The 21457-nt window shown below is 63.7% G+C and carries 20 protein-coding genes and 1 tRNA gene; 5 read left to right on the forward strand and 16 right to left on the reverse strand.

Features of this window, described 5'->3' with window-relative positions; all coding sequences use genetic code 11:
* Nucleotides 1-4 precede the first annotated feature (4 nt).
* The 7 genes from GM909_RS16685 to GM909_RS26315 all read right to left on the reverse strand — a co-directional run bounded on the left by GM909_RS16685 (nucleotide 5) and on the right by GM909_RS26315 (nucleotide 7684).
* Complete coding sequence (locus GM909_RS16685) at nucleotides 5-832, reverse strand: MBL fold metallo-hydrolase (RefSeq protein ID WP_157017859.1); 828 nt, start codon at nucleotides 830-832, stop codon at nucleotides 5-7.
* A complete protein-coding gene (locus GM909_RS16690) occupies nucleotides 829-1623 on the reverse strand; it encodes a TatD family hydrolase (protein WP_157017861.1) in 795 nt (264 codons plus the stop codon). The genes GM909_RS16685 and GM909_RS16690 overlap by 4 nt, the downstream gene beginning before the upstream one ends.
* Nucleotides 1624-1633: 10 nt before the next feature.
* The gene (gene metG, locus GM909_RS16695; protein WP_157017863.1) at nucleotides 1634-3187 is read right to left on the reverse strand and encodes a methionine--tRNA ligase; all 1554 of its coding nucleotides are present in this window, start codon (nucleotides 3185-3187) and stop codon (nucleotides 1634-1636) included.
* An 84-nt stretch (nucleotides 3188-3271) separates the two neighbouring features.
* Nucleotides 3272-4321 (reverse strand): DNA polymerase III subunit delta', encoded by a 1050-nt coding sequence (locus GM909_RS16700; RefSeq protein ID WP_157017865.1) that lies wholly within the window; start codon nucleotides 4319-4321, stop codon nucleotides 3272-3274.
* On the reverse strand, nucleotides 4318-4977 hold the full coding sequence (gene tmk, locus GM909_RS16705) for a dTMP kinase (protein ID WP_157017867.1): 660 nt from the start codon (nucleotides 4975-4977) through the stop codon (nucleotides 4318-4320). Before tmk ends, GM909_RS16700 begins: the two co-directional genes overlap by 4 nt.
* A 74-nt stretch (nucleotides 4978-5051) precedes the next feature.
* Nucleotides 5052-6164, reverse strand: coding sequence for a D-alanyl-D-alanine carboxypeptidase family protein (locus GM909_RS16710; RefSeq protein WP_235911952.1), 1113 nt, complete (start codon nucleotides 6162-6164; stop codon nucleotides 5052-5054).
* Between the two features lie 263 nt (nucleotides 6165-6427).
* Nucleotides 6428-7684: a septal ring lytic transglycosylase RlpA family protein gene (locus tag GM909_RS26315; protein WP_157017871.1), complete on the reverse strand. Its 1257-nt coding sequence runs from the start codon at nucleotides 7682-7684 to the stop codon at nucleotides 6428-6430.
* A gap of 292 nt (nucleotides 7685-7976) precedes the next feature.
* Here GM909_RS26315 and GM909_RS16720 point away from each other — a divergent pair.
* Nucleotides 7977-8066, forward strand: a tRNA-Ser gene (locus GM909_RS16720).
* A 196-nt stretch (nucleotides 8067-8262) separates the two neighbouring features.
* On the opposite strand, the gene GM909_RS16725 is transcribed toward GM909_RS16720, so the two are convergent.
* Nucleotides 8263-8616, reverse strand: coding sequence for an EF-hand domain-containing protein (locus tag GM909_RS16725; RefSeq protein ID WP_157017873.1), 354 nt, complete (start codon nucleotides 8614-8616; stop codon nucleotides 8263-8265).
* A gap of 17 nt (nucleotides 8617-8633) precedes the next feature.
* Complete coding sequence (locus tag GM909_RS16730) at nucleotides 8634-8879, reverse strand: hypothetical protein (RefSeq protein WP_157017875.1); 246 nt, start codon at nucleotides 8877-8879, stop codon at nucleotides 8634-8636.
* Between the two features lie 325 nt (nucleotides 8880-9204).
* Here GM909_RS16730 and GM909_RS16735 point away from each other — a divergent pair, with 325 nt between their 5' ends.
* The 3 genes from GM909_RS16735 to GM909_RS16745 all read left to right on the forward strand — a co-directional run bounded on the left by GM909_RS16735 (nucleotide 9205) and on the right by GM909_RS16745 (nucleotide 12485).
* A complete protein-coding gene (locus GM909_RS16735; RefSeq protein ID WP_157017877.1) occupies nucleotides 9205-10098 on the forward strand; it encodes a helix-turn-helix domain-containing protein in 894 nt (297 codons plus the stop codon).
* A gap of 18 nt (nucleotides 10099-10116) precedes the next feature.
* Nucleotides 10117-10410 (forward strand): hypothetical protein, encoded by a 294-nt coding sequence (locus GM909_RS16740; RefSeq protein ID WP_157017879.1) that lies wholly within the window; start codon nucleotides 10117-10119, stop codon nucleotides 10408-10410.
* An 89-nt stretch (nucleotides 10411-10499) separates the two neighbouring features.
* Nucleotides 10500-12485, forward strand: coding sequence for a BCCT family transporter (locus GM909_RS16745; RefSeq protein ID WP_157017881.1), 1986 nt, complete (start codon nucleotides 10500-10502; stop codon nucleotides 12483-12485).
* A 46-nt stretch (nucleotides 12486-12531) separates the two neighbouring features.
* Here GM909_RS16745 and GM909_RS16750 read toward each other — a convergent pair whose 3' ends face one another.
* From GM909_RS16750 to GM909_RS16775, 6 genes are read right to left on the reverse strand one after another with little or no spacing between them, the layout of a single operon-like run.
* On the reverse strand, nucleotides 12532-14130 hold the full coding sequence (locus tag GM909_RS16750) for a GMC family oxidoreductase (protein WP_157017883.1): 1599 nt from the start codon (nucleotides 14128-14130) through the stop codon (nucleotides 12532-12534).
* Between the two features lie 5 nt (nucleotides 14131-14135).
* A complete protein-coding gene (locus tag GM909_RS16755) occupies nucleotides 14136-15122 on the reverse strand; it encodes a branched-chain amino acid ABC transporter permease (protein WP_198174288.1) in 987 nt (328 codons plus the stop codon).
* Nucleotides 15115-16002, reverse strand: a complete 888-nt coding sequence (locus tag GM909_RS16760) for a branched-chain amino acid ABC transporter permease (RefSeq protein ID WP_157017887.1) — start codon at nucleotides 16000-16002, stop codon at nucleotides 15115-15117. Before GM909_RS16760 ends, GM909_RS16755 begins: the two co-directional genes overlap by 8 nt.
* A gap of 4 nt (nucleotides 16003-16006) precedes the next feature.
* The gene (locus GM909_RS16765) at nucleotides 16007-16723 is read right to left on the reverse strand and encodes an ABC transporter ATP-binding protein (RefSeq protein ID WP_157017889.1); all 717 of its coding nucleotides are present in this window, start codon (nucleotides 16721-16723) and stop codon (nucleotides 16007-16009) included.
* Nucleotides 16716-17510: an ABC transporter ATP-binding protein gene (locus GM909_RS16770; protein ID WP_157017891.1), complete on the reverse strand. Its 795-nt coding sequence runs from the start codon at nucleotides 17508-17510 to the stop codon at nucleotides 16716-16718. The genes GM909_RS16765 and GM909_RS16770 overlap by 8 nt, the downstream gene beginning before the upstream one ends.
* A gap of 8 nt (nucleotides 17511-17518) precedes the next feature.
* Nucleotides 17519-18724 carry an ABC transporter substrate-binding protein gene (locus tag GM909_RS16775; protein ID WP_157017893.1) on the reverse strand — a complete coding sequence of 402 codons (1206 nt, stop codon included), beginning with the start codon at nucleotides 18722-18724 and terminating at the stop codon, nucleotides 17519-17521.
* A gap of 248 nt (nucleotides 18725-18972) precedes the next feature.
* Here GM909_RS16775 and GM909_RS16780 point away from each other — a divergent pair, with 248 nt between their 5' ends.
* Nucleotides 18973-19884: a LysR family transcriptional regulator gene (locus GM909_RS16780; RefSeq protein ID WP_157017895.1), complete on the forward strand. Its 912-nt coding sequence runs from the start codon at nucleotides 18973-18975 to the stop codon at nucleotides 19882-19884.
* A gap of 202 nt (nucleotides 19885-20086) precedes the next feature.
* On the opposite strand, the gene GM909_RS16785 is transcribed toward GM909_RS16780, so the two are convergent.
* A complete protein-coding gene (locus GM909_RS16785; protein ID WP_157017897.1) occupies nucleotides 20087-21454 on the reverse strand; it encodes an aspartate aminotransferase family protein in 1368 nt (455 codons plus the stop codon).
* Nucleotides 21455-21457: the final 3 nt, after the last annotated feature.

Below are 21457 nucleotides of genomic sequence, written 5' to 3' on the forward strand. Positions count from 1 at the left end.
GGTTTCAGGCGGCTTCGAGCGAAAGCTCGATCTCCATCCCGTCATAGGCGGGCCATACATGCGGCGGCGTTTCCCGGCTCACCGTCTCATAGTCGAGCGGTACATGCATGTGGGTCAGCACGCCGCGGCGCACCTTGAGACGGTCGATCCAGTCGAGCGCCTCGGAAAGAGAGAAATGGGAGGGGTGCGAACGGTATTGCAGCGCGTCGATAATCAGCGTGTGCGTGCCTGCGAGACGCTCGGCCGTCACATCCGGAAAGCCGCTGACATCGCTGCAATAGGCGATGTCGCCGATGCGGAAGCCGAGCGAGACGATGTCGCCATGCACCATCGGCAGCGGCAGGAAGGTGAGCGGCCCGCCTTCGCCCTCGATGGTGAAGGATTGATCGTGCGCAATCGCGTGCGGCGCGACGATCGGCGGATAGGAACTGCCGGGCGGAGTCTCGAAGCAATAGCCGAAACCCTCCTTCAGCCGTGCCATGGTCGGTGCATCGGCGTAGATGTCGAGGAGCTGGCGCTGGTTGATGACGAAGCTGCGCAGATCGTCGATGCCGTGGATATGGTCGGCATGCGGATGGGTATAGACCACGGCATCGATCCGCTTGACGCCGGCCATCAGCATCTGCGAGCGGAAATCAGGCGTCGTGTCGACCACCACGGTCGTGCGGCGTCCGTCGGGAGCGATGCGCTCGACAAGCGCGCCGGCGCGCATGCGGCGGTTCTTCGGATTGCCCGGGTCGCAATTGCCCCAGTCGCCGGTCGGCCGCGGCACTCCCGGCGAGGAGCCGCAGCCGAGGATGGTCAGACGGAGCCGGTCGGCTTCGCCGCTCATCGAGGCGCACCCGCCTCAGGCGGCACCTTGGAAAACAGGCGGAAGAAATTCTTCGTCGTGGTCTCGGCGACGGCCTCGCGCGACAGGCCCAGCGTATCGGCGAGCACGCCTGCCGTCTCGACCACAAAGGCCGGCTCGTTGCGCTTGCCACGATGGGGCGGCGGGGCAAGATAGGGCGCGTCCGTTTCCACCAGCAGCCGCTCATGCGGCAGCGATCCGGCGATCTCACGCAGCTCTTCCGATTTCCTGAATGTCAGGATGCCGGAAAAGGAGACATAGCCGCCGAGCTGGATGCCGGTTTCGGCCAGCGCGCGGCCGGAGGAGAAGCAATGGAGAATGAAGGGAAACGCCCCTTTCTCCGTCTCGTCTTCGAGAATGGCCGCCATGTCGTCGTCGGCGTCGCGCGAATGGATGACGAGCGGCAGGCCGGTCCGCCGCGCCGCCTCGATATGACGGCGAAAACCCTCGGCCTGCGCCGCGCGCAGCGCATTGTCGTAGAAATAGTCGAGCCCGGCCTCGCCGATTGCCACGACCTTGGGGTGTTCGGCCAGCCGCACCAGCTCGTCGGCCGTTATGTCGAGTTCCTCATGCGCATTGTGCGGGTGGGTGCCGACGGAGCAATAGACGTCCGGATAGGCCTCGGCGATCGCCAGAATATCGTCGAAGCGCTTCACCCGCGTCGAGATGGTGACCATGAGGCCGACACCGGCGGCGCGGGCGCGCTCGACGATGGCGTCGCGTTCCTCGGCGAAATCCGGAAAGTCGAGATGGCAATGGCTGTCGACGAGCATATTTTCAAACTCAGCTTGCGGCTTCGTCTTTGTCGACATAGCGCGGGAAGACCGGCGCCGGCGGGGGCAGCGGGTTTCCCGGCGTCAGCGCATCGCCGTCTCCCAGCCGCGCGAATGCGCGCGCTTCTTCCGGCACCGCCAGAAGATCGAGCAGTTTCGCCGCCGAACCCGGAATGAAGGGCAGGCACAGGATACCGAGCCGCCGGATGGTCTCCGCGGTGACATGGAGCACGGTCTGCATGCGCGCCGGATCGGTCTTCTTGAGCGCCCACGGCTCCTGCGCGGCGAAATAGCGGTTCGCTTCCGCAACGACGGCAAAGATCGCCGCCAGTGCCTGGTGGATCGCCTGGTCGCCCATAGCCTTGCGGGCTTTTTCAAGCGCTCCCTCGGCCATTGCCAGGATGGCGCGGTCGTCCTCCGTCAGGTCGCCCTTCTCAGGCACCGCGCCGCCGCAATTCTTGGCAATCATCGACAGCGAGCGCTGGGCGAGATTGCCCAGATCGTTGGCCAGATCGGCATTGGTGCGGTTGACGATGGCATCGTGGCTGTAGCTGCCATCCTGGCCGAAAGGCACCTCGCGCAGGAAGAAGTAGCGCACCTGGTCGAGCCCGTACTGGTCGATCAGCGCGAAAGGATCGACGACATTGCCGACCGATTTCGACATCTTCTCCCCGCGGTTGAACAGGAAGCCGTGTGCATAGACGCGCTTCGGCAACTCGATGCCGGCCGACATCAGGAAGGCCGGCCAGTAGACGGTGTGAAAGCGCACGATGTCCTTGCCGATGACATGGACATCGGCCGGCCAATAGGACCAGGCATCAGCGTCGGTGTCGGGATAGCCGGCGGCGGTGATGTAGTTGGTCAGCGCGTCGACCCAGACATACATGACGTGCTTTTCGTCGCCCGGCACCGGCACGCCCCATTTGAAGGTGGAGCGCGAGATCGACAGGTCCTTCAGCCCCGACTTGACGAAGCTGATGACCTCGTTGCGCCGCTCTGCCGGCCCGATGAATTCGGGGTGGCGTTCAAAGAACGCAAGCAACCTGTCCTGATAGGCCGACAGGCGGAAGAAGTAGGTCTCCTCCTCGTTCCACTCCACCGGCGAGCCGAGCGGCTCGCGGCGCACGCCATCCTCGCCGACGACGGTTTCGCTCTCGTCGAAATAGGCTTCCTGGCGCACCGAGTACCAGCCACGGTAGCGGTCGAGAAAGATGTCGCCATTGTCGGCCATGCGCGTCCAGATGGCCTGGCAGGCGCGCTTGTGGCGCTCCTCGGTCGTGCGGATGAAGCCGTCATTGGAGCCGCCGACGGCCTCGACCATGGTGCGGAAGATGGCCGAGTTCCGATCGGCCAGTTCCTGCGCCGTGACGCCCTCCTTGTCGGCGGTCTGCTGCATCTTCAGCCCGTGCTCGTCGGTGCCGGTGAGGAAGAAGACGTCCTTGCCGTCGAGCCGTTGAAAGCGCGCCAGCGCATCGGTCGCGATCACCGTATAGGCATGGCCGATATGCGGCTTGCCATTGGGGTAGAAGATGGGCGTCGTAATGTAGAACTTGTCGTTGGACATATAAGGAAAAATCCGCAAGGCAATGCGTTGTCGTGGCGTTCAGATAGCGCATCGCCGTCCCGATTGCCATCCCGTCGGGCGCGTTCAGGCGGCGAGCGCTTCATGCAGGCGGCGCATGAGCCCGAAAACGTGCTGGCGCTTGTCCAGATTGTAGGTTTCGGTCTCCGCTATCGTGCGCTCGATCTCCTGCCAGAGCGAAGCCAGCGCCTCGGCCTCGGCGAGCCGGCCCTCGCCCGCCACGGCGGTCGCGCGCGCGCCGACCATGTCGAGCGCGCGCCGGTTGAAGATGGCGAACTGCATGGCCTGGTCGCGGCCCGAAACGGCGTCGGCCAGGCGCCATGCGCCCGCCGTGTCGAACTGTTTCTCGCCTGCCAGCCGCTCGATCTCGATGGCGATCTCCAGTCCGCCATACTGCGTCAGAAGGATCGCCTCGCGGGCGCTTCCCGACGCACGTTCGATGAGCTGCGGCAGCGTCTGTGCGGGAACGGGGAGCCCGAGATGCGACAGGGTCTGCGACAGGGCCTCATCGCCCAGCGGCTGAAACCGGACCGTCTGGCAGCGCGACCGGATGGTCGGCAAAAGGCCGCCCGCGGCATGCGAAATGAGGATGAAGAGTGTGCGGGCCGGCGGCTCCTCGAGGCTCTTCAACAGCGCGTTGGCCGCGCTGGCGTTCATGTCGTCGGCCGGGTCGACGATGACGATGCGATATCCCCCGTCATGCGCGGTCATCGACAGGAAGCGGCTGACCTTGCGGATCTCGTCGACCGTCACCGCCGATTTGAACGCCTTCGTGCGGTCGTTGAGTGGCCGCGTCAGATAGAGGACCGAGGGATGGCCGCCATTGGCGATCATGCGGAAGAGCGAGGAAGCGGGATCGGCGTCGCCGATCGCCGGCGGCGCGCCGGCCGGGTCGGGATGGGCGAGGATGTGACGGGCGAAGCGGAAGGCGAGCGTCGCCTTGCCGATGCCCTGCGGCCCGGAAAAGATCAGACCGTGATGCAGCCTGGCGCTCGCATAGGCGGCGGCCAGGCTGGCCTGCTCGGTCTCATGGCCGAACAGCGCCGGATTCTCCGACGGCTCGGGAATGTCGGCCAGCGTGTCGTGCTGCTCGGCCGCCAGGCGCTCGACCATCATGCCGGCGCCACCAGTTGCTTGTGCGCGGCGATGGTGCGTGCAGCCGCCGCCGCAACATCTGCCGCCACCGTGTCCTCGTCGCGCGAGGCGTCGATCACGACGCAGCGTTCAGGCTCCGCGCGGGCGATCTCCAGAAAGGCATCGCGGCGCTGCCGGTGAACGGCGATGGTTTCCTTCTCGAAACGATCGGCCGTGTCCTCGCCGCGCCTGGCAACCGCCCGGCGCAGCCCTTCCTCGGGGTCGAGGTCGAGAATGATGGTCAGGTCCGGCATCGTCGCGTTGACCGTCACCTTTTCCAGCGCCCGCATGAAGGCGGGGTCGAGCCCGCCCGTGACACCCTGATAGACGCGCGAGGAATCCATGAAGCGGTCGCAGAGCACGATCTTCCCGGCCTCGATTGCCGGGCGGATGACCTGTTCGACATGGTCGGAACGCGCCGCGGCGAAAAGGATCGCCTCCAGCTCCGGGCCGAAGCGTTCGGCGGCGCCCGAAAGCAGGACATGGCGGATCGCCTCGGCGCCGGGCGAACCGCCCGGCTCGCGCGTCACGAGCGTCTGGCGGCCCTCTTTTGCCAGCAGATCGGCGAGCCGGCGGATCTGGGTCGACTTGCCGGCCCCTTCGCCGCCCTCGAATGTGATGAACAGTCCGCGTCCCAACGACAGCCCTTTCAGGATTGCGCTTCGCGCCCGTCATAATGCGGGCGTGCGGCGAGGTCCATGGCCCGCACGGCCTAGGACCGCAGCCAGCCGGTCAAGAGCTCCTCGATGGCGTCCATGGCGCGCCGGTGAACGGGGCCCGCCGCGACGGATTCGGCGGCATAAAGCGGCGTTTCCTGACTCAACGTGTCGCCGATCCAGACCTTCAGCGCGCCGACGCGCTTTCCCTCCTCCACCGGCGCCTCGACCGGGCCGTCATAGACGATACGGGCAATCAGGCGGTCCCGGTTGGTGATCGGCAGGAAAATCGAAACGCCGCCATGTGTGGTCAGCGCGACATTGCGCTTGGCGCCGCCGTAAAGCCGCGCCTGGCCGACCACCTCGCCCTCCTCGAAAATGACGCGGCGCTCGAAGGCGCGCATGCCCCAGTCGAGCAGCTTGCGCGCCTCCTCGGCACGCTGTCTTTCGCTGGTCATGCCGGACAGCGCGGCAAACAGCCGCCGGTCGCCCCGTTCCACGGAACCGACGATCGCATAGCCGGACTCCTCGGTGTAGCCGGTCTTCATGCCGTCGGCACCGATATCCATCTTGAGCAGCGGATTGCGGTTCGTCTGGCGGATCTTGTTCCAGGTGAATTCGGGCTGCGAATAGTATTTGTAGAACTGCGGATAGGTGCGCCAGATATGCTGGGCGAGCATGGTCAACTCGCGCACCGTCACCACCTGGCCCTCGGCGGGCAGGCCGGTGGAATTCTTGAACACCGAATTCTCCAGGCCGATGGCACGCGCACGCTCGGTCATCAGTTCGGCGAAATTCTCCTCCGAACCCGCCATGCCCTCGGCGATGACGATGCAGCCGTCATTGGCCGACTGCACGATGACGCCCTGGATCAGATCCCCCAGGCGGATCGACGAATTGAGCTCGGCGAACATTGTAGAGGTACCGGACGGCGCACCGCCGGTGCGCCAGGCGTTCTCGCTGACGAAAAAAGTGTCGTCGAGCGACAACCGGCCCGCCTTGACGGCGTTGAAGACGACCTCCATCGTCATCAGCTTGGCGAGCGACGCCGGCGGAATCGGATCGTCCGCCCCCATGGAAAACAGCACCGTGCCGGTCCCGGCATCGATGAGGAAAGCCTGCTCGGCGCGGGTCTGAAAAAGCTGCGCGCGCGCGCCGACGCTGACCATCACAAACGCCGCCAGGAAGGCGAGCACCCCGATCGCGGCATTGAGCTTCGACGTCATCGATGCTGGCCCCGTATCCACATGCTGGCGCCGTTGCGGCAGGCTGCGCCTTCGCGCCAATGGCGGCGGCACCGGACATGCCCCGAGGCAAGCCTAGCGCGCATTCGCATCAAACGGAACCGTTTGAAGCAAAGATATGCACGCCAGATCAATCTGTTGGAGCATGCACCTTTCGCTCAAACGTCACCGTTTGAGCGGGACATGTTCTATCGGCGTACCGGAAGCGCTTCGCTGGCGCCGGCGTCCCAGGCAGCCAGGAGCAGATCGTCGAGCGGCGTGGCCGCACCGCCATGCAGCGTAACGCTATACCAAGCGCCGCTCGCCGTGGGCTCGACCTGCAATCGCGTCTGGCCGATATCGGAGAGCCGGGCGATGATGCGCTCGGCCTCCTGCCGGTCGGCGAAGGAGCCGACGGCGACATAGCCGCCCGCTTCGTCCTCCAGCCCGTGCCCGCGCTTCCACGAGGCGACGATGCGCGCGGGATCCATCTCCGGGCCGAGCGCCTCGAACGGGCGCGCCGCACGTGCGACACGCTCGTCGGCATAGGACAGGATGGCCATGGCCACGGCCTGCCGTGGAGCGGCCGCGGCAGGGCGCTCGGGCACGGCGGGGCCCGCTTTCGGCAGATCGAGCTCGAAGGTGCTGGCAATCGCGCGCTGGCCCGCCGACATCGATGCGCCCCGCACGGAGGAATTGGTGCGCAGTTCACCCGGGAAGGGTGCTGCCGGCGCGCCGCCCGACGCGCTCGGCGTCGATCCGTTCATCGCCACCATCACGCCGGGCACGTCGGAACCGGCCGGCTGGTCCTGGCCGTCGCCCGGCCGATAGGACGCCATGAGATACTGGTCGTCCTGGCCGTGCAGCGGCGCGCGGCCGAGATATTCCACCTTGACCTTGGCCGTGCCGTTCTGGGTGTAGTCGAGCAGTTGCGCGGCCCGCTTCGACAAATCGATGATGCGGTTATGGGCGAAGGGACCGCGGTCATTGACGCGCACCACGATCGAACTGCCGTTGGCGGCATTGGTGACCCTGGCGTAGCTCGGCAGCGGCATGGTCGGATGCGCTGCCGTCAGATGGGTCATGTCGTAGATCTCGCCATTGGCCGTCAGCCGGCCATGGAAGGCTTCGCCATACCACGAGGCAAGCCCGCTCTTCTCATAGTCGGGGTCTTCCTTGGGGTAGTACCATTTGCCCTTGACCTTGTAGGGCTTGCCGACCTGTTCGCGGCCGCCGCCGCGCTTGACGCGGCTGCGCTTCGTCGTCACGCGCGGGCTGGCCTTCACGCCATAGGCGGATTCGGCGAAATATTCCTTGGTCTTGCCCGTTTCGTTTTCGGCCGTCTGCGGCGCGCCGGCGCAGGACGCCAGAAACAAGCCGGCCAGAAAGACAGGGCCAATCGTTGCGACACGTCCCCTGTGTTGCTGCACGGCCTGACGGCCGTCCCTCGCGTCCCCACTCACCATCAAATATCACCGCTCATTCAAATCGATGCGGAAACCAACACGGGCGGTCAATCAATGCAACCCGCAAGCCGAGCGTTCATTGCCCGACAAATCATTATCACTTTCTTAACCGATTGTGACGCGAACCCGGCGGTTTTGTGGCAAGACGGCAAGGAAATGCGGTCCGGCGCCCGATATCCCCGCAATTGCCGGCCTTGTGCGGCGTTCCCGGGGGCCGGAGACCGTTTGGCGCAATCGTATCGCATGCTTGATATTTCGTTCCCATTCGCACATACACCGCCTTGTGTTCCGTGGAGGGATGGCCGAGTGGTTGAAGGCACCGGTCTTGAAAACCGGCAGGCGGGCAACCGTCTCGTGGGTTCGAATCCCACTCCCTCCGCCACATTTTCCGCGTGTACGACCCGGAGACATAGGTAACAGATCGTCGCTAAGACGTCGGTGACAGTCTCGTGCCGAGCGCACCGGGCGTTGCCTCAACACTCTTGGCTCACCCTCGAAGGGAAGCGGACAGCCAAAAGGCCGCCAAGGGGGCGGCCTCTCCTTAGACTTCGCGTTCCATGAAGTGATTGCGGGGCGGATCACTTCAGATGCCCGTCGCCGTCGCGGTCGGCTGCAGCGAAATCGCTCATGACCTGCCGCCGGAACTCGTCGCGGCTCACGCGGCCATCCCCGTTCTTGTCCGTGGTGCGGAACTGCTCCGGCGTCAGCACCTCCGTCACTTCACTCTCAATGAGAACCCCATCCCCGTTCTTGTCGAGCCTGGCAAAGCTTTCCACCATGAAAGCCTCGTATTCCTGCTGACTGACGCCCCCATTGTTGTTGGCGTCGAGCCGGTCGAGGTGACCTTCATGCATGGCGGGTGCCTGTTGCGCCGCTGCCAGGCCGGTTCCAGCCACGAAGGTGATTGCGGCGGCAAGTATGATCTTGTGCATCTGATGTCCCCTCACTGCTAGCGGCATGCCAGACGGTTGCCAAGGTAACCGCCGCCGCCGATGCCGACGGCCTCGGCGATCACTGTACCCGATCCGCCGCCGATCGTGCTGCCGATCAGTCCGCCCACGATGGCGCCGCCGACGGTGCCGGCGATACATCCGAACTCGTGGTTGCGTGCCTGAACCTGGGGGTCGGTGCTGGCCTGACAGCCCGCCAGCAGCATCGCCGTCCCGGCGAAGACGATTGCCTTTCGTTTGATCATTCCCTCACCTGCCATTTCCTGTACCGCCCGCCGCACACCCCAGGATGAAGCACAGAAACGGCAATCTTTCATCGACCGGCGCGGGAAAAATGGCGAATACTTGACAGATGATAGAATCTTGACAGCAGGTCAGGAGGACTTTCTGTCCCTTTCCGGCACCACGAGATGTAATAATTTGAAATGTTTCTTGAATTTCCTGCCCATCCTGTCGGAATCATAGCGATATCATGATGAGAATGAGATGAGCTTCTTGAATTTTAGGGGACGGTTGTTAAAAACTCGCTAGTGTCCCGAGTCCGAAATTCATTACGTTGCGAGGGCAATATTGGCCGAAGCCGCCAGCAGTCTTTTGAGCAACGTTCCCGACGAATGGGGCCCCAAGGTCGAGACGGCCAGCGGAGCGGCCACTCGGACGCTGACGGGTCCCAATTCGATCGGCTTCAACGCACCCTCCCACATGGCGCTGGTCATGCTGACGCCGCAACCCGGGCGCGAGGTGGCGCTCAATTCGGACAAGCCGTCACAGTTCCTGGCGCCTGTCGGCACGTTGGAGATCGTTCCCTGCAACGCGGATATTTTTGCCCGCTGGAAGGTGCCGAAGGAAAACTTGCTGTTGGCCCTGGCGCCCGAACAACTCGGCAAGCTGGCGGGCCTGGAATTCGAGCGGAACGATTTCGAGTTCCGGCCTCCATCGGTCGGGCATGTCGACGAGAAGGCGCTTCTGCTCGCCCATCTGGTGAAGGACGAAATTCAAAAAGGCGAGGCGCTGAACCGTGTCTACATGGATTCCCTGCTGACGGTCTTTTCCACCTATCTCCTGCGCAACTATTCGACGTTCCAGGACCGGCCCGCCTCCCGATACCGCGGGGGCTTGTCGCCCAAGAGATGGCGTGACGTACAGGATTACATCAAGGCCAATATCGGCGAACAATTGCCGGTCGAACGGCTGGCATTGCTTGCCGGTCTCTCACCCAGCCATTTTCTGCGCGCCTTCAAGAAGACCGCCGGCCAGTCACCGCATCAATACATCCTCACGGCACGCCTCGAACGGGCCGAGCACCTGGTGGTCACGACGGACCTGCCCCTGTCGAGGATCGCCGGCATGGCGGGCTTTGCCAATCACAGCCATCTCACCGCATCCATGCGGCGGCACAAATTCACCACGCCCAGCGCCCTGCGCCGCGATCACATCCTGCGCAGGGCCGGCACGCCACGATAGATCCCCGAGGAGACTTTCATGATGAAATTCGCCGTCCATGCGACCCTCGCCATCGCCGCTCTGGCTTTCGCCGGCTGCGTGAGCGACGACACCGCGTGGGTCAAGGATGACACGCCTCGTACGGAGACGGAACAGGCTCTGGCCGAATGCAAGTACCAGGCAGAGGCGGCGACGATCGGGATCGGGGCGAACGATCACCCGAAGACCTGGGGCGAGGCCATCGGCGATGGAATAGGTGATGCCGTGATCCAGGTCATGGATGAGGACGAACTCGTCAAATCCTGCATGCGCGACAAGGGTTTCCGGCGATAAGGCAGCTTCCGCGATGAAGGGATTTAGCCATGTCCCGTCCTGCAATACGGTGAGGCGGCGCTGGCCAACGAACGAATGGGATGCGATCAATGTTTAAGTCATTTGTCATCAATCCGCCGGTCTTTTACGGCTCGATCCTGATTATCGCTCTCTTTCTGGCAATCGGCGTTGTCGTACCTGACCAGGCCGGCGAAATCTTCAGCGCACTGCAGTCGGCCATTCTGAACGCCTTTGGCTGGCTCTATCTGCTGGCCGTCGGCATCTTCCTGGCCACCGTTCTGCTCCTGTGTCTGGGCAATTACGGTCAGCTCAAACTGGGGCCGGACGACTCCACGCCGGATTTCCGGTTCGTCTCGTGGATCGCGATGCTGTTTGCCGCCGGCATGGGAATCGGCCTGATGTTCTTCGCGGTGGGCGAGCCGATGTCGCATTTCATGCTGCCGCCGACCGCCGAACCGCGCACGATCGAAGCGACGCGCGAGGCCATGTCGGTGACCTTTTTCCACTGGGGCATTCACGCCTGGGCGATCTATGCCGTGGTGGGGCTCTCGCTTGCCTATTTCGGCTACCGGTACAATCTGCCGCTGACCATCCGTTCGGGGCTCTATCCGCTGCTGAAGGAACGCATTGACGGTCCGATCGGGCACGCGGTCGACATCTTCGCCATCGTCGGCACCATGTTTGGCATCGCCACGTCGCTGGGCCTCGGCGTCAGCCAGATCAATGCGGGTCTCAACTACCTGATCGGCCTGCCGATCGGTCCGCAGGTCCAACTGCCCTTGATCGCGGCGATCACGGCACTGGCGACGATTTCCGTCGTGACCGGCCTGGACAAGGGGATTCGAATCCTCTCCGAGACCAATCTCATCGTCGCCGTTCTCCTCATGCTCTTTGTGCTGGTGGTGGGGCCGACGGAGAACCTGTTTCGCGACTTCGTCCAGAATGTCGGCCTTTATCTCGACACGCTGATCCTGCGCACGTTCAACATCTACGCCTACGAACCGACCCCGTGGATCGATAGCTGGACGCTCTTCTATTGGGCCTGGTGGATATCCTGGTCGCCCTTCGTCGGGATGTTCATCGCACGCATATCGCGCGGGCGCACGGTGCGGGAATTCGTCGTCGCGGTGTTGTTCATTCCCGCCGGATTCACCTTCTTCTGGATGACCGTCTTCGGCAATACGGCAATCGCCATCGACACGGGCATCGCCGCCGGCGCTCTGGGAACGGCAATCGCCGAAGACGTGTCGGTGGGACTGTTTCAGTTCTTCCAGTATCTGCCCCTGCCGGCGCTGACGTCGACGCTGGCAATCATTCTGGTCGCGGTCTTTTTCGTCACCTCGTCGGATTCGGGCTCGCTGGTGGTCGATTCCATCGCCGCCGGCGGGGAGACGGAAACGACAACCGCACAACGCGTCTTCTGGTGCAGCCTTGAAGGGTTTGTCGCGGCGTGCCTGCTGTTGGCGGGCGGATTGGGTGCGCTGCAATCGGCGACAGTCGCCAGCGCCCTGCCGTTCACCTTCGTCATGCTCGCGCTTGTTTGGGCGTTGATTCAAGGCATGCGCGCCGACCTTGCGCAAGAACACGCGGCTGCGGCCGCATCCCATTCGCCTCCCGCCCAACCCGCTGCTGGCCTGACCTGGCAGCGCCGGCTGGCACTGATGCTCCATGCTCCAATTCAGAAAGAGGTCGAGCGATTCATCACCAAGGAGGTGCGCCCCGCCCTGGATCAAGTCGCCGGGGAGCTCTCCAATCGCGGCCGCGAAACGGTCGTGCAGGAAGAGGAGAACGGCGCGATTGCACTGCGCTCACACGCCGAGGGCGTTCGCGACTTCGTCTATGGCGTCGTGTTGAACAAACATCAATTGCCGTCTCTTCGCGCCGGCAAGCCGCAATTCCGATACGAGGCCAAGACCTATTTTTCCAGCGGAGCGCGCGGTTATGACGTCATGGGCATGACGCGCGACCAGCTGATCACGGATATTCTGGTTCAATTCGAACGATACCTGAACCTCGTTCAATCACCGGAATCCCAACTCGTGCAGGCCGCGCCAGAGCATTCGGTCGAAGTCTGACGACGAGCACGATCAGCGCATTGCGTCCTGGACGCGATGCGCTGGCCTACCGCCCGTCCTCGAGCATCATCATAGCCGCCTTTTCGGCGATCATCAGGGTCGGCGAATTGGTGTTGCCCGACGTAATGGAGGGCATCACCGAGGCATCGGCGATCCGCAGGCCTGAAATTCCGCGCATTTTCAAACGCGCATCGACCACCGCCCGGTCGTCCGCGCCCATGCGGCAGGTGCCGACGGGATGGAAGATCGTCGTGCCGATCCGGCCGGCCGCCTCGACCAGTTCCTCCTCGGTGCGGTAATCGGGCCCGGGCTTGAATTCCTCCGGCCTATAGCGCTGCAAGGCAGGCTGGTCGACGATGCGGCGCGTCAGGCGGATCGCATCGGCCGCCACCTGCCGGTCGCTGTCGGTCGAGAGATAGTTGGGCCGGATCGCCGGCTGCCGGCGGAAATCATCCGAAACGGCATGCACCGAGCCACGGCTGTCCGGCCTCAGATTGCACACGCTTGCCGTAAAGGCCGGGAACGGATGGACCGGATCGCCGAACTTTTCCAGCGACAAGGGCTGGACGTGATATTGCAGGTTGGGCGTCTCCCGCGAGGCATCTGAACGCGTGAACAGGCCAAGCTGGCTCGGCGCCATCGACATGGGCCCGGAGCGGCTTACCAGATATTCGAGCGCGATTGCCGCCTTGCCGGTCAGACGGCTGGCCTGCTCGTTGAGCGTGCGAATGCCGGACACCTTGTAGGCACAGCGCAATTGCAGATGGTCCTGCAGGTTCTCGCCCACAAACGGCTGCTCGCAGACCACGGGAATGCCGGCAGCCTGCAGCACGTCGCCGCGGCCGATGCCCGACAATTCCAGAATGTGCGGCGAGCCGATCGCGCCGGCGGCCAGCACGACCTCGCGGCGGCATTGCGCCTCGCGCGCCGTGCCGTTCTGCTCGAAGGCGAGGCCGGTCACGCGGCCTTCGCTGATGATGAGCCGGCGCACATGGGCGCCCGTTTCGACGCTGAGATTCTTCCGGTTGCGCACCGGCTTCAGGAAGGCCTTCGATGCGTTCCAGCGCACGCCGGCGCGCTGGTTGACCTTGAAATAGGACGAGCCCTCATTGTCGCCGCGGTTGAAATCATCCACCTTGGGAATGCCCACGGCCTGCGCCGCGTCCTGGAAGGCGTCGAGGATGTCCCAGCGCACCCGCGCTTCCTCCACCCGCCATTCGCCGCCCGCGCCATGCATCTCGTCGGCGCCGCGGTAATAATCCTCCGGCTTTCTGAAATAGGGCAAAACGTCGTCCCAGCCCCAGCCGGTGCAGCCCATCTGGCGCCACTGGTCGTAATCGCGCGCCTGGCCGCGCATATAGATCATGCCGTTGATCGAGGAGCAGCCGCCGAGCACCTTGCCGCGCGGATAGGCGAGCGAGCGGCCGCCAAGCCCCGGCTCGGCATCCGTGGTGAAGCACCAGTCGGTGCGCGGGTTGGAGATGCAGTAGAGATAGCCGACCGGAATGTGGATCCAGGGGTAGTTGTCGCGACCGCCCGCCTCCAGGAGCAGCACGGAGACGTTCGGGTCCGCCGAGAGGCGGTTGGCCAGCAGGCAACCGGCCGTGCCCGCGCCGACGACAATATAATCGAACGCGTCCGCCATGGTCGTCAGCGCGCGCCGCCCGCCTCCCCGCGCGAGAAGCGCGCGAGGAGTTCGCCGACAATGCCGCGCCGGAAAAGCAGGACGCAGATCATGAAGATCGCGCCGGTGATCACCGTCACCGGAAACGCCGACGTGGCGAGATAGTTCTGAAAGGCGACCACCAGCCCGGCGCCGACGATCGGGCCGAGCATGGTGCCGATGCCGCCAAGCAGCGTCATCAGGATCACCTCGCCCGACATCTGCCAGGTGACGTCGGTCAGTGTCGCGAACTGGAAGACCAGCGTCTTCATCGCTCCGGCAAGGCCGGCCAGGGTCGCCGACATGACGAAGGCGGCAAGCTTGTAGCGTGCCACGCTGTAGCCGAGCGAGATGGCCCTGTTCTCGTTCTCGCGGATCGATTTCAGGATCATCCCGAAAGGCGAATGGACGATGCGCCACACGGCGAAGACGCCGATCAGGAAGCCGGCCAGCACGAAGTAATACATGTTCAATGGCACGTTCAGATCGATCAGGCCGAACAGGTGGCCGCGCGGCACGCCCTGGATGCCGTCCTCGCCCCTGGTGAACGGCGCCTGCAGGCAGAAGAAGTAGAACATCTGCGCCAGCGCCAGGGTGATCATGGCGAAATAGATGCCCTGCCGGCGAATGGCGAAGAACCCGACGATCAGGCCAAGAACCGCCGCCCCGGCAACGCCGAGCAACACGCCCAGTTCCGGCGTCCAGCCCCATTCCTTCACCGCATGGGCGGTGAAATAGGCCGCTCCGCCGAAAAAGGCGGCATGGCCGAAGGAGAGCAGGCCCGTATAGCCGAGAAGCAGGTTGAAGGCCGCGGCAAACAGCGCAAAGCACAGCATCTTCATCAGGAAGACGGGGTAGAGGAAGAACGGCGCCGCCACGAGCAGGGCAATGCCCGCGCCGACAAGCAGCCACTCGGCACGCATCCGCGTCTGACGCTCGATCCCGGTTGTGGTCAGATCGGTCATGTCAGGCATCCTTCCCGAACAATCCGGCGGGCCGGACAAGAAGCACGATCGCCATGATGACGAAGATGACGATGTTGGAGGCTTCCGGATAAAAGACCTTCGTCAGGCCCTCGGCGAGGCCCAGCATGTAGCCCGTGACGATGGCGCCGAGGATCGAGCCCATGCCGCCCACCACGACCACGGCAAAGACCACGATGATGAGGTTCGATCCCATCAGCGGACTGACCTGATAGACCGGCGCGGCCATGATGCCGGCCAGTCCAGCGAGGGCCGAGCCGATGCCGTAGGTCAGCGTCAACAAGAGCGGCACGTTGACGCCGAAGGCCTGCACCAGCGTCGGGTTCTCCGTCGCCGCGCGCAGATAGGCGCCGAGCTTGGTCTTCTCGATCAGGAGCCAGGTGCCGAGGCAGATGACGAGAGAGGCAACGACCACCCAGCCGCGGTAGTTGGGCAGGAACATGAAGCCGAGATTGGTGCCGCCGGAAAGCTGCGGCGGCGGCGTGTAGGACTGGCCGGAAACGCCGAAGAAATACCGAAACGCCCCTTCCAGGACCAGCGCCAGGCCGAATGTGAAGAGCAATCCGTAGAGCGGGTCGACATCGTAAAGCCGCGACAGCGCCAGTTTCTCGACCACCATGCCGAAAAGCCCGACGATCAGCGGCGCAAGAATCAGCGCCGGCCAGTAGCCGATGCCCAGATGCGCCAGCAGCAGGTAGCCGACAAAGGCGCCCAGCATATATTGCGCGCCATGGGCGAAATTGATCACCCGCAGCAAACCGAAAATGATGGCCAGGCCGAGGCTCAGCATGGCGTAGAAGGAGCCGTTGATGAGCCCGACCAGCAATTGGCCGAGAAGGGCCTGGATCGGGATTCCGAAGATCATGGTCATGACATCAAACTCCAATCACCTCGTGCAGTACCTCCATGCGCTCCTCCAGCTCGGCGGCCGGGAACTCTGTGGCGATCCGGCCATGCTCCATGAGGTAGAAGCGGTCGGCGATACGGCTGGCAAAGCGAAAATTCTGCTCGACCAACAGGATCGTCATGCCGCGCGCCTTGAGCGTTGCGAGCACCTCGCCGATGCGCTCGACGATGACCGGGGCGAGGCCCTCGGTCGGCTCGTCCAGGAGAAGCAGCTTGACGCCGGTGCGCAGCATCCGGGCGATCGCCAGCATCTGCTGCTCGCCGCCGGAAAGCTTGGTGCCCTGGCTGTTGCGCCGCTCCTTCAGATTGGGGAACAGGTCGAATATTTCCTCCACGCCCATCCCGCCCGGCGAGACGATCGGCGGCAGCAGCAGGTTCTCGTCCACCGAGAGCGTGGCGAAGATGCCGCGTTCCTCGGGCACGAAGCCGAGCCCGGCATGCGCGGTGCGATGCAAAGGCATCTGCATCAGGTCACGGCCATCGAACGCGATCGCGCCCTTGCGCTTGCGGATGATGCCCATGATGGCGCGCAGCGTCGTCGTCTTGCCCACGCCGTTGCGGCCGAGCAGCGTGACGGTCTCGCCCTCGGCGACATCCAGGCTCACGCCGTGCAGCGCGTGGCTTTCGCCATACCAGGCATGCAGATCGCGGACGGACAGAAGAGGCTTTGCCCGGTTGTCAGTCATGGGCGGTCCCCATATAGGCGACCTTCACCTGCTCATCCTGGCTGACCGTCGCATAATCGCCGGCGGCAATGATCTCGCCGCGCTGCAAGACGGTGATCCAGTCGCACAGATCCGCCACCACTTTCAGATTGTGCTCCACCATGAGCACTGCACGGTCCTTGGCCACATCGCGGATGATCTCGGCAACGGTGTAGACATCTTCATGCCCCATGCCGGCCATCGGCTCGTCGAGAAGCAGCACCTTCGGGTCGAGCGCCAGTGTCGTGGCGATTTCGAGAACGCGCTTGCGTCCGTAGGACAGATCGGCGGCCAGCTTGTAGCGCTCGTTCTGCAGCCCCACCGTCTCCAGGAGCTGTTCGGCGCGCGGCGTCAGAAGGTCGAGACTGCCGAGCGAGCGCCAGAACTGATAGCCGAGCCCGCCCGGCCTCTGCAGCGCAACGCGCACATTGTCGAGCACGCTCAGATGCGGAAAGACCGCCGAAATCTGGAACGAGCGCACGAGGCCGAGCCGCGCCACCCTGGCCGGCGACGTGCTGGTTATGTCGCGGCCGAGCAGTTCGATGCGCCCCGCCGTCGGGGCGAGGAACTTGGTCAAAAGGTTGAACACGGTCGTCTTGCCGGCCCCGTTGGGGCCGATCAGCGCATGTATCCTGGCATGCCGCACGTCGAGATCGACATTGTTGACGGCCACGAATCCGGAAAACTCGCGGCGCAGGCCGCGGGCGGAAAGCACCACCCGCGGCTCGGCCTCATTCACCGCACCGGAACCCGGCGCTTCGCTCACCATGGCCTCCGTCACTGGGCAGCCAGGGAGCAGCCGCTCTCGGAAGGATCGATATAGGCTTCCTCGCCGGGGATGGTCGCCAGGACGTTGTAATAGTCCCAGGGCTCCTTGCTGTCCGCCGGCGCCTTGACCTCCATCAGGTACATGTCGTTGAGCAGGCGGCCATTGGCGCCGACCTTGGCATCCCGGGCAAACAGGTCGTTGACGGGCATCTCATGCAGCTGTTTGGCAACCGCCTCGGTCTCGTCGGTGCCGGCCTTGTCGACGGCCTTGAGATACTGCAGGACGGCCGAATAGGTGCCCGCATGGATCATGTTGGGCATGCGCTCGGTGCGCTCGAAGAAGCGGCGACCGAACTCCCGCGATTGCTCGTCGCGATCCCAGTAGAATCCTTCGGTCAGGGTCAGCCCCTGCGCTGCCTCGAGACCGAGGCCGTGCACTTCGGCCAGCGTGAACAGGAGAGCCGCGAGGCGCTGCCCGCCGGCGACGATACCGAACTCGGCGGCCTGCTTGATCGCGTTGGAGGTGTCGAGCCCCGCATTGGCCAGGCCGATCACCTTGGCGCCGGACGCCTGCGCCTGCAGCAGGAAGGACGAGAAGTCATTGGTTGCCAGCGGATGGCGCACGGCGCCGACGATCTCACCGCCCTTGGACTTGGCGAAGTTGCCGGTCTGCTCTTCGAGCGAATAGCCGAAGGCATAGTCTGCGGTCAGAAAATACCAGCTGTCGCCGCCCTGCTCCACCAGCGCGCCGCCGGTGCCGACAGCCAGCGCGTGGGTGTCATAGGCCCAATGGAAGCCATAGGGCGAGCATTGCGCGCCGGTGAGTTCAGTGGTCGCCGCGCCCGTCACGATGTCGATCTTTTTCTTTTCCTTGGAAATGCCCTGCACGGCAAGCGCCACCGAGGAGGTGGTCAGTTCCATGATCGCATCCACCTGCTCGGTGTCATACCATTGGCGGGCGATGTTGGCGGCAATGTCGGGCTTGTTCTGGTGATCGGCGGTGATGACCTCGACCGGTTTGTCGAGCACCGTGCCTCCAAAATCCTCGACAGCCATCAGCGCGGCTTCGTAGGACCACTTTCCGCCGAAATCGGCATAGACGCCCGACTGATCGTTCAGAATACCGATCTTGACCTTGTCGTCGGACACCTGGGCCAATGCCGGCATGGCGGTGGCGGCCATCAGGGCCGCGGATGCAAGCGCACGAAGTTTCATTATTGTCCTCCCAAAATCCTTGGATCATGTCAGCGCGGCGCGCAGACAAACGCTCTGGCGTGCCGCAGGGAGAGCCTGTGCCTCATCAACACTCTCCCGGCGGGAAAATCGGCATGTCAAACGGGTGCTGGAAGCGCCATGACAAGGGCCTCCCTCCCCCATGCTCGACTAGGTCTAGTCATAGCATTGACCTTTCTGCACACAACTCTCTATTTTCGCACAAATCCGGTGCAAAAATGTACAGATAGATGCGACCATTCTCCTGGGACGACCTGCAGTTCTTCCTCGCCGTCGCAAGGACGGGACAGCTCTCTGCGGCCGCCCGCAAGCTCAGGACCAATCACGCAACGGTGTCGCGCCGCATCGACCGGCTGGAGAATGCGCTCGCGACCAAGCTGTTCGAACGCAATCCGCGCGGTTATCTCTTGACCTCGGCCGGCGAAAAGCTGGTCGAGCGCGCCGAAGCGATGGAACGCGAGGCAACAGTCGTGGAAAGCGACGTCGCCGGCGCGGCCACCTCCGTCAGCGGCGTGGTGCGCATCAGTACGCTGGAAGGGTTCGGCAATTTCTTTCTTGCCGACCGACTGCCCGACCTCGCCCAGTCCCTGCCTGGCCTATCGATCGAGCTTCTCATCATCCAGCAGATCGTGTCATTGTCGCGCCGCGAGGCGGACATATCGGTGTCTCTCTCTCCTACCGGCACCGGTTCGCATCACTGCGAGAAAGTCACGCTCTACCGGCTCTTCCTGTACGCAACCCGCGACTATCTCGAAAACCACCCGCCCGTGCGGCGCAGATCCGATCTCGCGGCCCATCGCTTCATCGGCTACATCGAGGACATGATCTTCACGCCGGGTCTCGACTATCACCGCGAGATCCTGCCGGGCTCGCGCGCCTTCTATCAGAGCTCCAGCATCCACGCCCAGCTAGCCGCGACACGCAAGGGGCTCGGCCTGTGCGTGATGCCGCATTTCATGGCCAGGCATTATCCCGATCTGGTGCCGGTGCTGCCGAAGGAAATTCATCTGGACCGCCATTACTGGTGCATCGTGCACCAGGACGTCGCATACACGCCGCGCATCCGGATGCTGACGGATTTCATCAAGACGCAAGCAAGAAAGGCCGAAGACGATTTCCACGGCCAGGCACTCTTGACCTGAATCCGATCATCGCCATCGGCGTACGGGATTTGGCGCACCCAACGGACGGCCCGAAAAACGTATGAGCGCCTTTGCTTCAAACGGAAACGTTTGAAGCAAAGATATGCGCGCCAGATCAATATGCTGGAGCATGTGCCTTGCGCTCAAACGTCACCGTTTGAGCGGGACATGCTCTATTCCTCGGGGCCCAATGGAGCACCGGCTACGCGGCTTTGGAATCCAATTCCGCCGCCACGGCGTCGAACGATGCCTGGGCAATGTCGAACATCTCGTCGACCTGCTTTTGCGATATGATGAGCGGCGGACAGAAGGCAAGCGCATCGCCCATGTTGCGCGAGATCAGTCCGCGCGCCTGCATTTCCTGATTCAGTCGCGCGCCGACGGCGCCCGGCGTCTCGGCAAGGCCCGGATGGGCTGCCTCGACTGCGCCGATCAGGCCGATCCCGCGCGCCTCGACGGCCAGCGGGTGCGCGCCCAGCGCCTTGAGCCGCTCCAGGAAGCGCGGGCTGATGTCCTGGACATGGGACAGCAGATTGCGCTCCTCCATGATCTTGAGGTTCTCCAGAGCCACCGCCGCGGCCACCGGATGGCCGCTCGCCGTGTAGCCGTGGCCGAAGGTGCCGATCTTGTGCGATTCGTCGGCCACGGGCCCATAGACCTTCTCGTTGACCAGGAGCGCCGAGATCGGCAGGTAGGACGAGGAAAGTTGCTTCGACAACGTCATGATGTCGGGGTCGAGCCGATATGTGGTGGTGCCGAACATCTCGCCGGTGCGCCCGAAGCCGCAGATCACCTCGTCGGCCACGAACAGGATGTCGTATTTCTTCAGAACCGGCTGGACGGCCTCCCAATAGCCTTCCGGCGGGACGATCACGCCGCCCGCCCCCATCACCGGCTCGGCGAAGAAAGCGGCGATGGTCTCCGGCCCTTCCTTCAGGATCAGTTCTTCCAGATCGGCCGCGCAGCGCTTGGCGAAATCGCGCTCGCTCTCGCCGTCCTGCTTCATCGTGCGGTAATGCGGGCAGGTCGTGTGCAGCACGCCCTCGATCGGCAGGTCGAACGAACGGTGATTGTTGGGCAGGCCGGTAAGGCTGGCGGCCGCCACCGTGACGCCGTGATAGCCCTTCACGCGCGAGATGATCTTCTTGCGCTCAGGCTGGCCCAGGGCGTTGGAACGATACCAGATGAGCTTGATGGCCGTGTCGTTGGCCTCCGAGCCTGAATTGGTGAAATAGGCCTTCGACATCGGCACCGGCGCCATGGCGACGAGCCTTTCGGCAAGCTCGATCGAGGGGCCGTGCGACTTGTGCGAGAAGGTATGGTAGTAGGGCAGCTTCTCCATCTGGACGCGTGCTGCCTCCGCCAGGCGTTTCTCGCCGAAGCCGAGCGCCACGCTCCACAGCCCTGCCATACCCTCGATGTAACGCTTGCCGTTATTGTCGTGGACATAGATGCCTTCGCCCTTGTCGATGACGAGCGGCCCGTTTTCCTCGTGGCGGCGCGCATCGGTGTAGGAATGCAATTGATAGGCGACATCCCGGGCTTCGATGGAGTTGGGTTTGTCATTCATGTC

This window comes from Mesorhizobium xinjiangense, assembly GCF_009749525.1.
In the GTDB taxonomy this organism is placed as follows: Bacteria; Pseudomonadota; Alphaproteobacteria; order Rhizobiales; family Rhizobiaceae; genus Mangrovimarina; species Mangrovimarina xinjiangensis.

Bases quoted from the DNA above. Each gene is read 5' to 3' on its own strand.
- GM909_RS16710 (WP_235911952.1), bottom strand. From the start codon at position 6,164: ATGGTCAGCGTCGGCGCGCGCGCGCAGCTTTTTCAGACCCGCGCCGAG.
- GM909_RS16685 (WP_157017859.1), bottom strand. From the start codon at position 832: ATGAGCGGCGAAGCCGACCGGCTCCGTCTGACCATCCTCGGCTGCGGC.
- GM909_RS16690 (WP_157017861.1), bottom strand. From the start codon at position 1,623: ATGCTCGTCGACAGCCATTGCCATCTCGACTTTCCGGATTTCGCCGAG.
- GM909_RS16770 (WP_157017891.1), bottom strand. From the start codon at position 17,510: ATGGTGAGCGAAGCGCCGGGTTCCGGTGCGGTGAATGAGGCCGAGCCG.
- GM909_RS26315 (WP_157017871.1), bottom strand. From the start codon at position 7,684: ATGGTGAGTGGGGACGCGAGGGACGGCCGTCAGGCCGTGCAGCAACAC.
- metG (WP_157017863.1), bottom strand. From the start codon at position 3,187: ATGTCCAACGACAAGTTCTACATTACGACGCCCATCTTCTACCCCAAT.
- GM909_RS16750 (WP_157017883.1), bottom strand. From the start codon at position 14,130: ATGGCGGACGCGTTCGATTATATTGTCGTCGGCGCGGGCACGGCCGGT.
- GM909_RS16780 (WP_157017895.1), top strand. From the start codon at position 18,973: ATGCGACCATTCTCCTGGGACGACCTGCAGTTCTTCCTCGCCGTCGCA.
- GM909_RS16755 (WP_198174288.1), bottom strand. From the start codon at position 15,122: ATGCCTGACATGACCGATCTGACCACAACCGGGATCGAGCGTCAGACG.
- GM909_RS16700 (WP_157017865.1), bottom strand. From the start codon at position 4,321: ATGATGGTCGAGCGCCTGGCGGCCGAGCAGCACGACACGCTGGCCGAC.
- GM909_RS16760 (WP_157017887.1), bottom strand. From the start codon at position 16,002: ATGACCATGATCTTCGGAATCCCGATCCAGGCCCTTCTCGGCCAATTG.
- GM909_RS16730 (WP_157017875.1), bottom strand. From the start codon at position 8,879: ATGATCAAACGAAAGGCAATCGTCTTCGCCGGGACGGCGATGCTGCTG.
- GM909_RS16725 (WP_157017873.1), bottom strand. From the start codon at position 8,616: ATGCACAAGATCATACTTGCCGCCGCAATCACCTTCGTGGCTGGAACC.
- GM909_RS16745 (WP_157017881.1), top strand. From the start codon at position 10,500: ATGTTTAAGTCATTTGTCATCAATCCGCCGGTCTTTTACGGCTCGATC.
- GM909_RS16785 (WP_157017897.1), bottom strand. From the start codon at position 21,454: ATGAATGACAAACCCAACTCCATCGAAGCCCGGGATGTCGCCTATCAA.
- GM909_RS16765 (WP_157017889.1), bottom strand. From the start codon at position 16,723: ATGACTGACAACCGGGCAAAGCCTCTTCTGTCCGTCCGCGATCTGCAT.
- GM909_RS16775 (WP_157017893.1), bottom strand. From the start codon at position 18,724: ATGAAACTTCGTGCGCTTGCATCCGCGGCCCTGATGGCCGCCACCGCC.
- GM909_RS16740 (WP_157017879.1), top strand. From the start codon at position 10,117: ATGATGAAATTCGCCGTCCATGCGACCCTCGCCATCGCCGCTCTGGCT.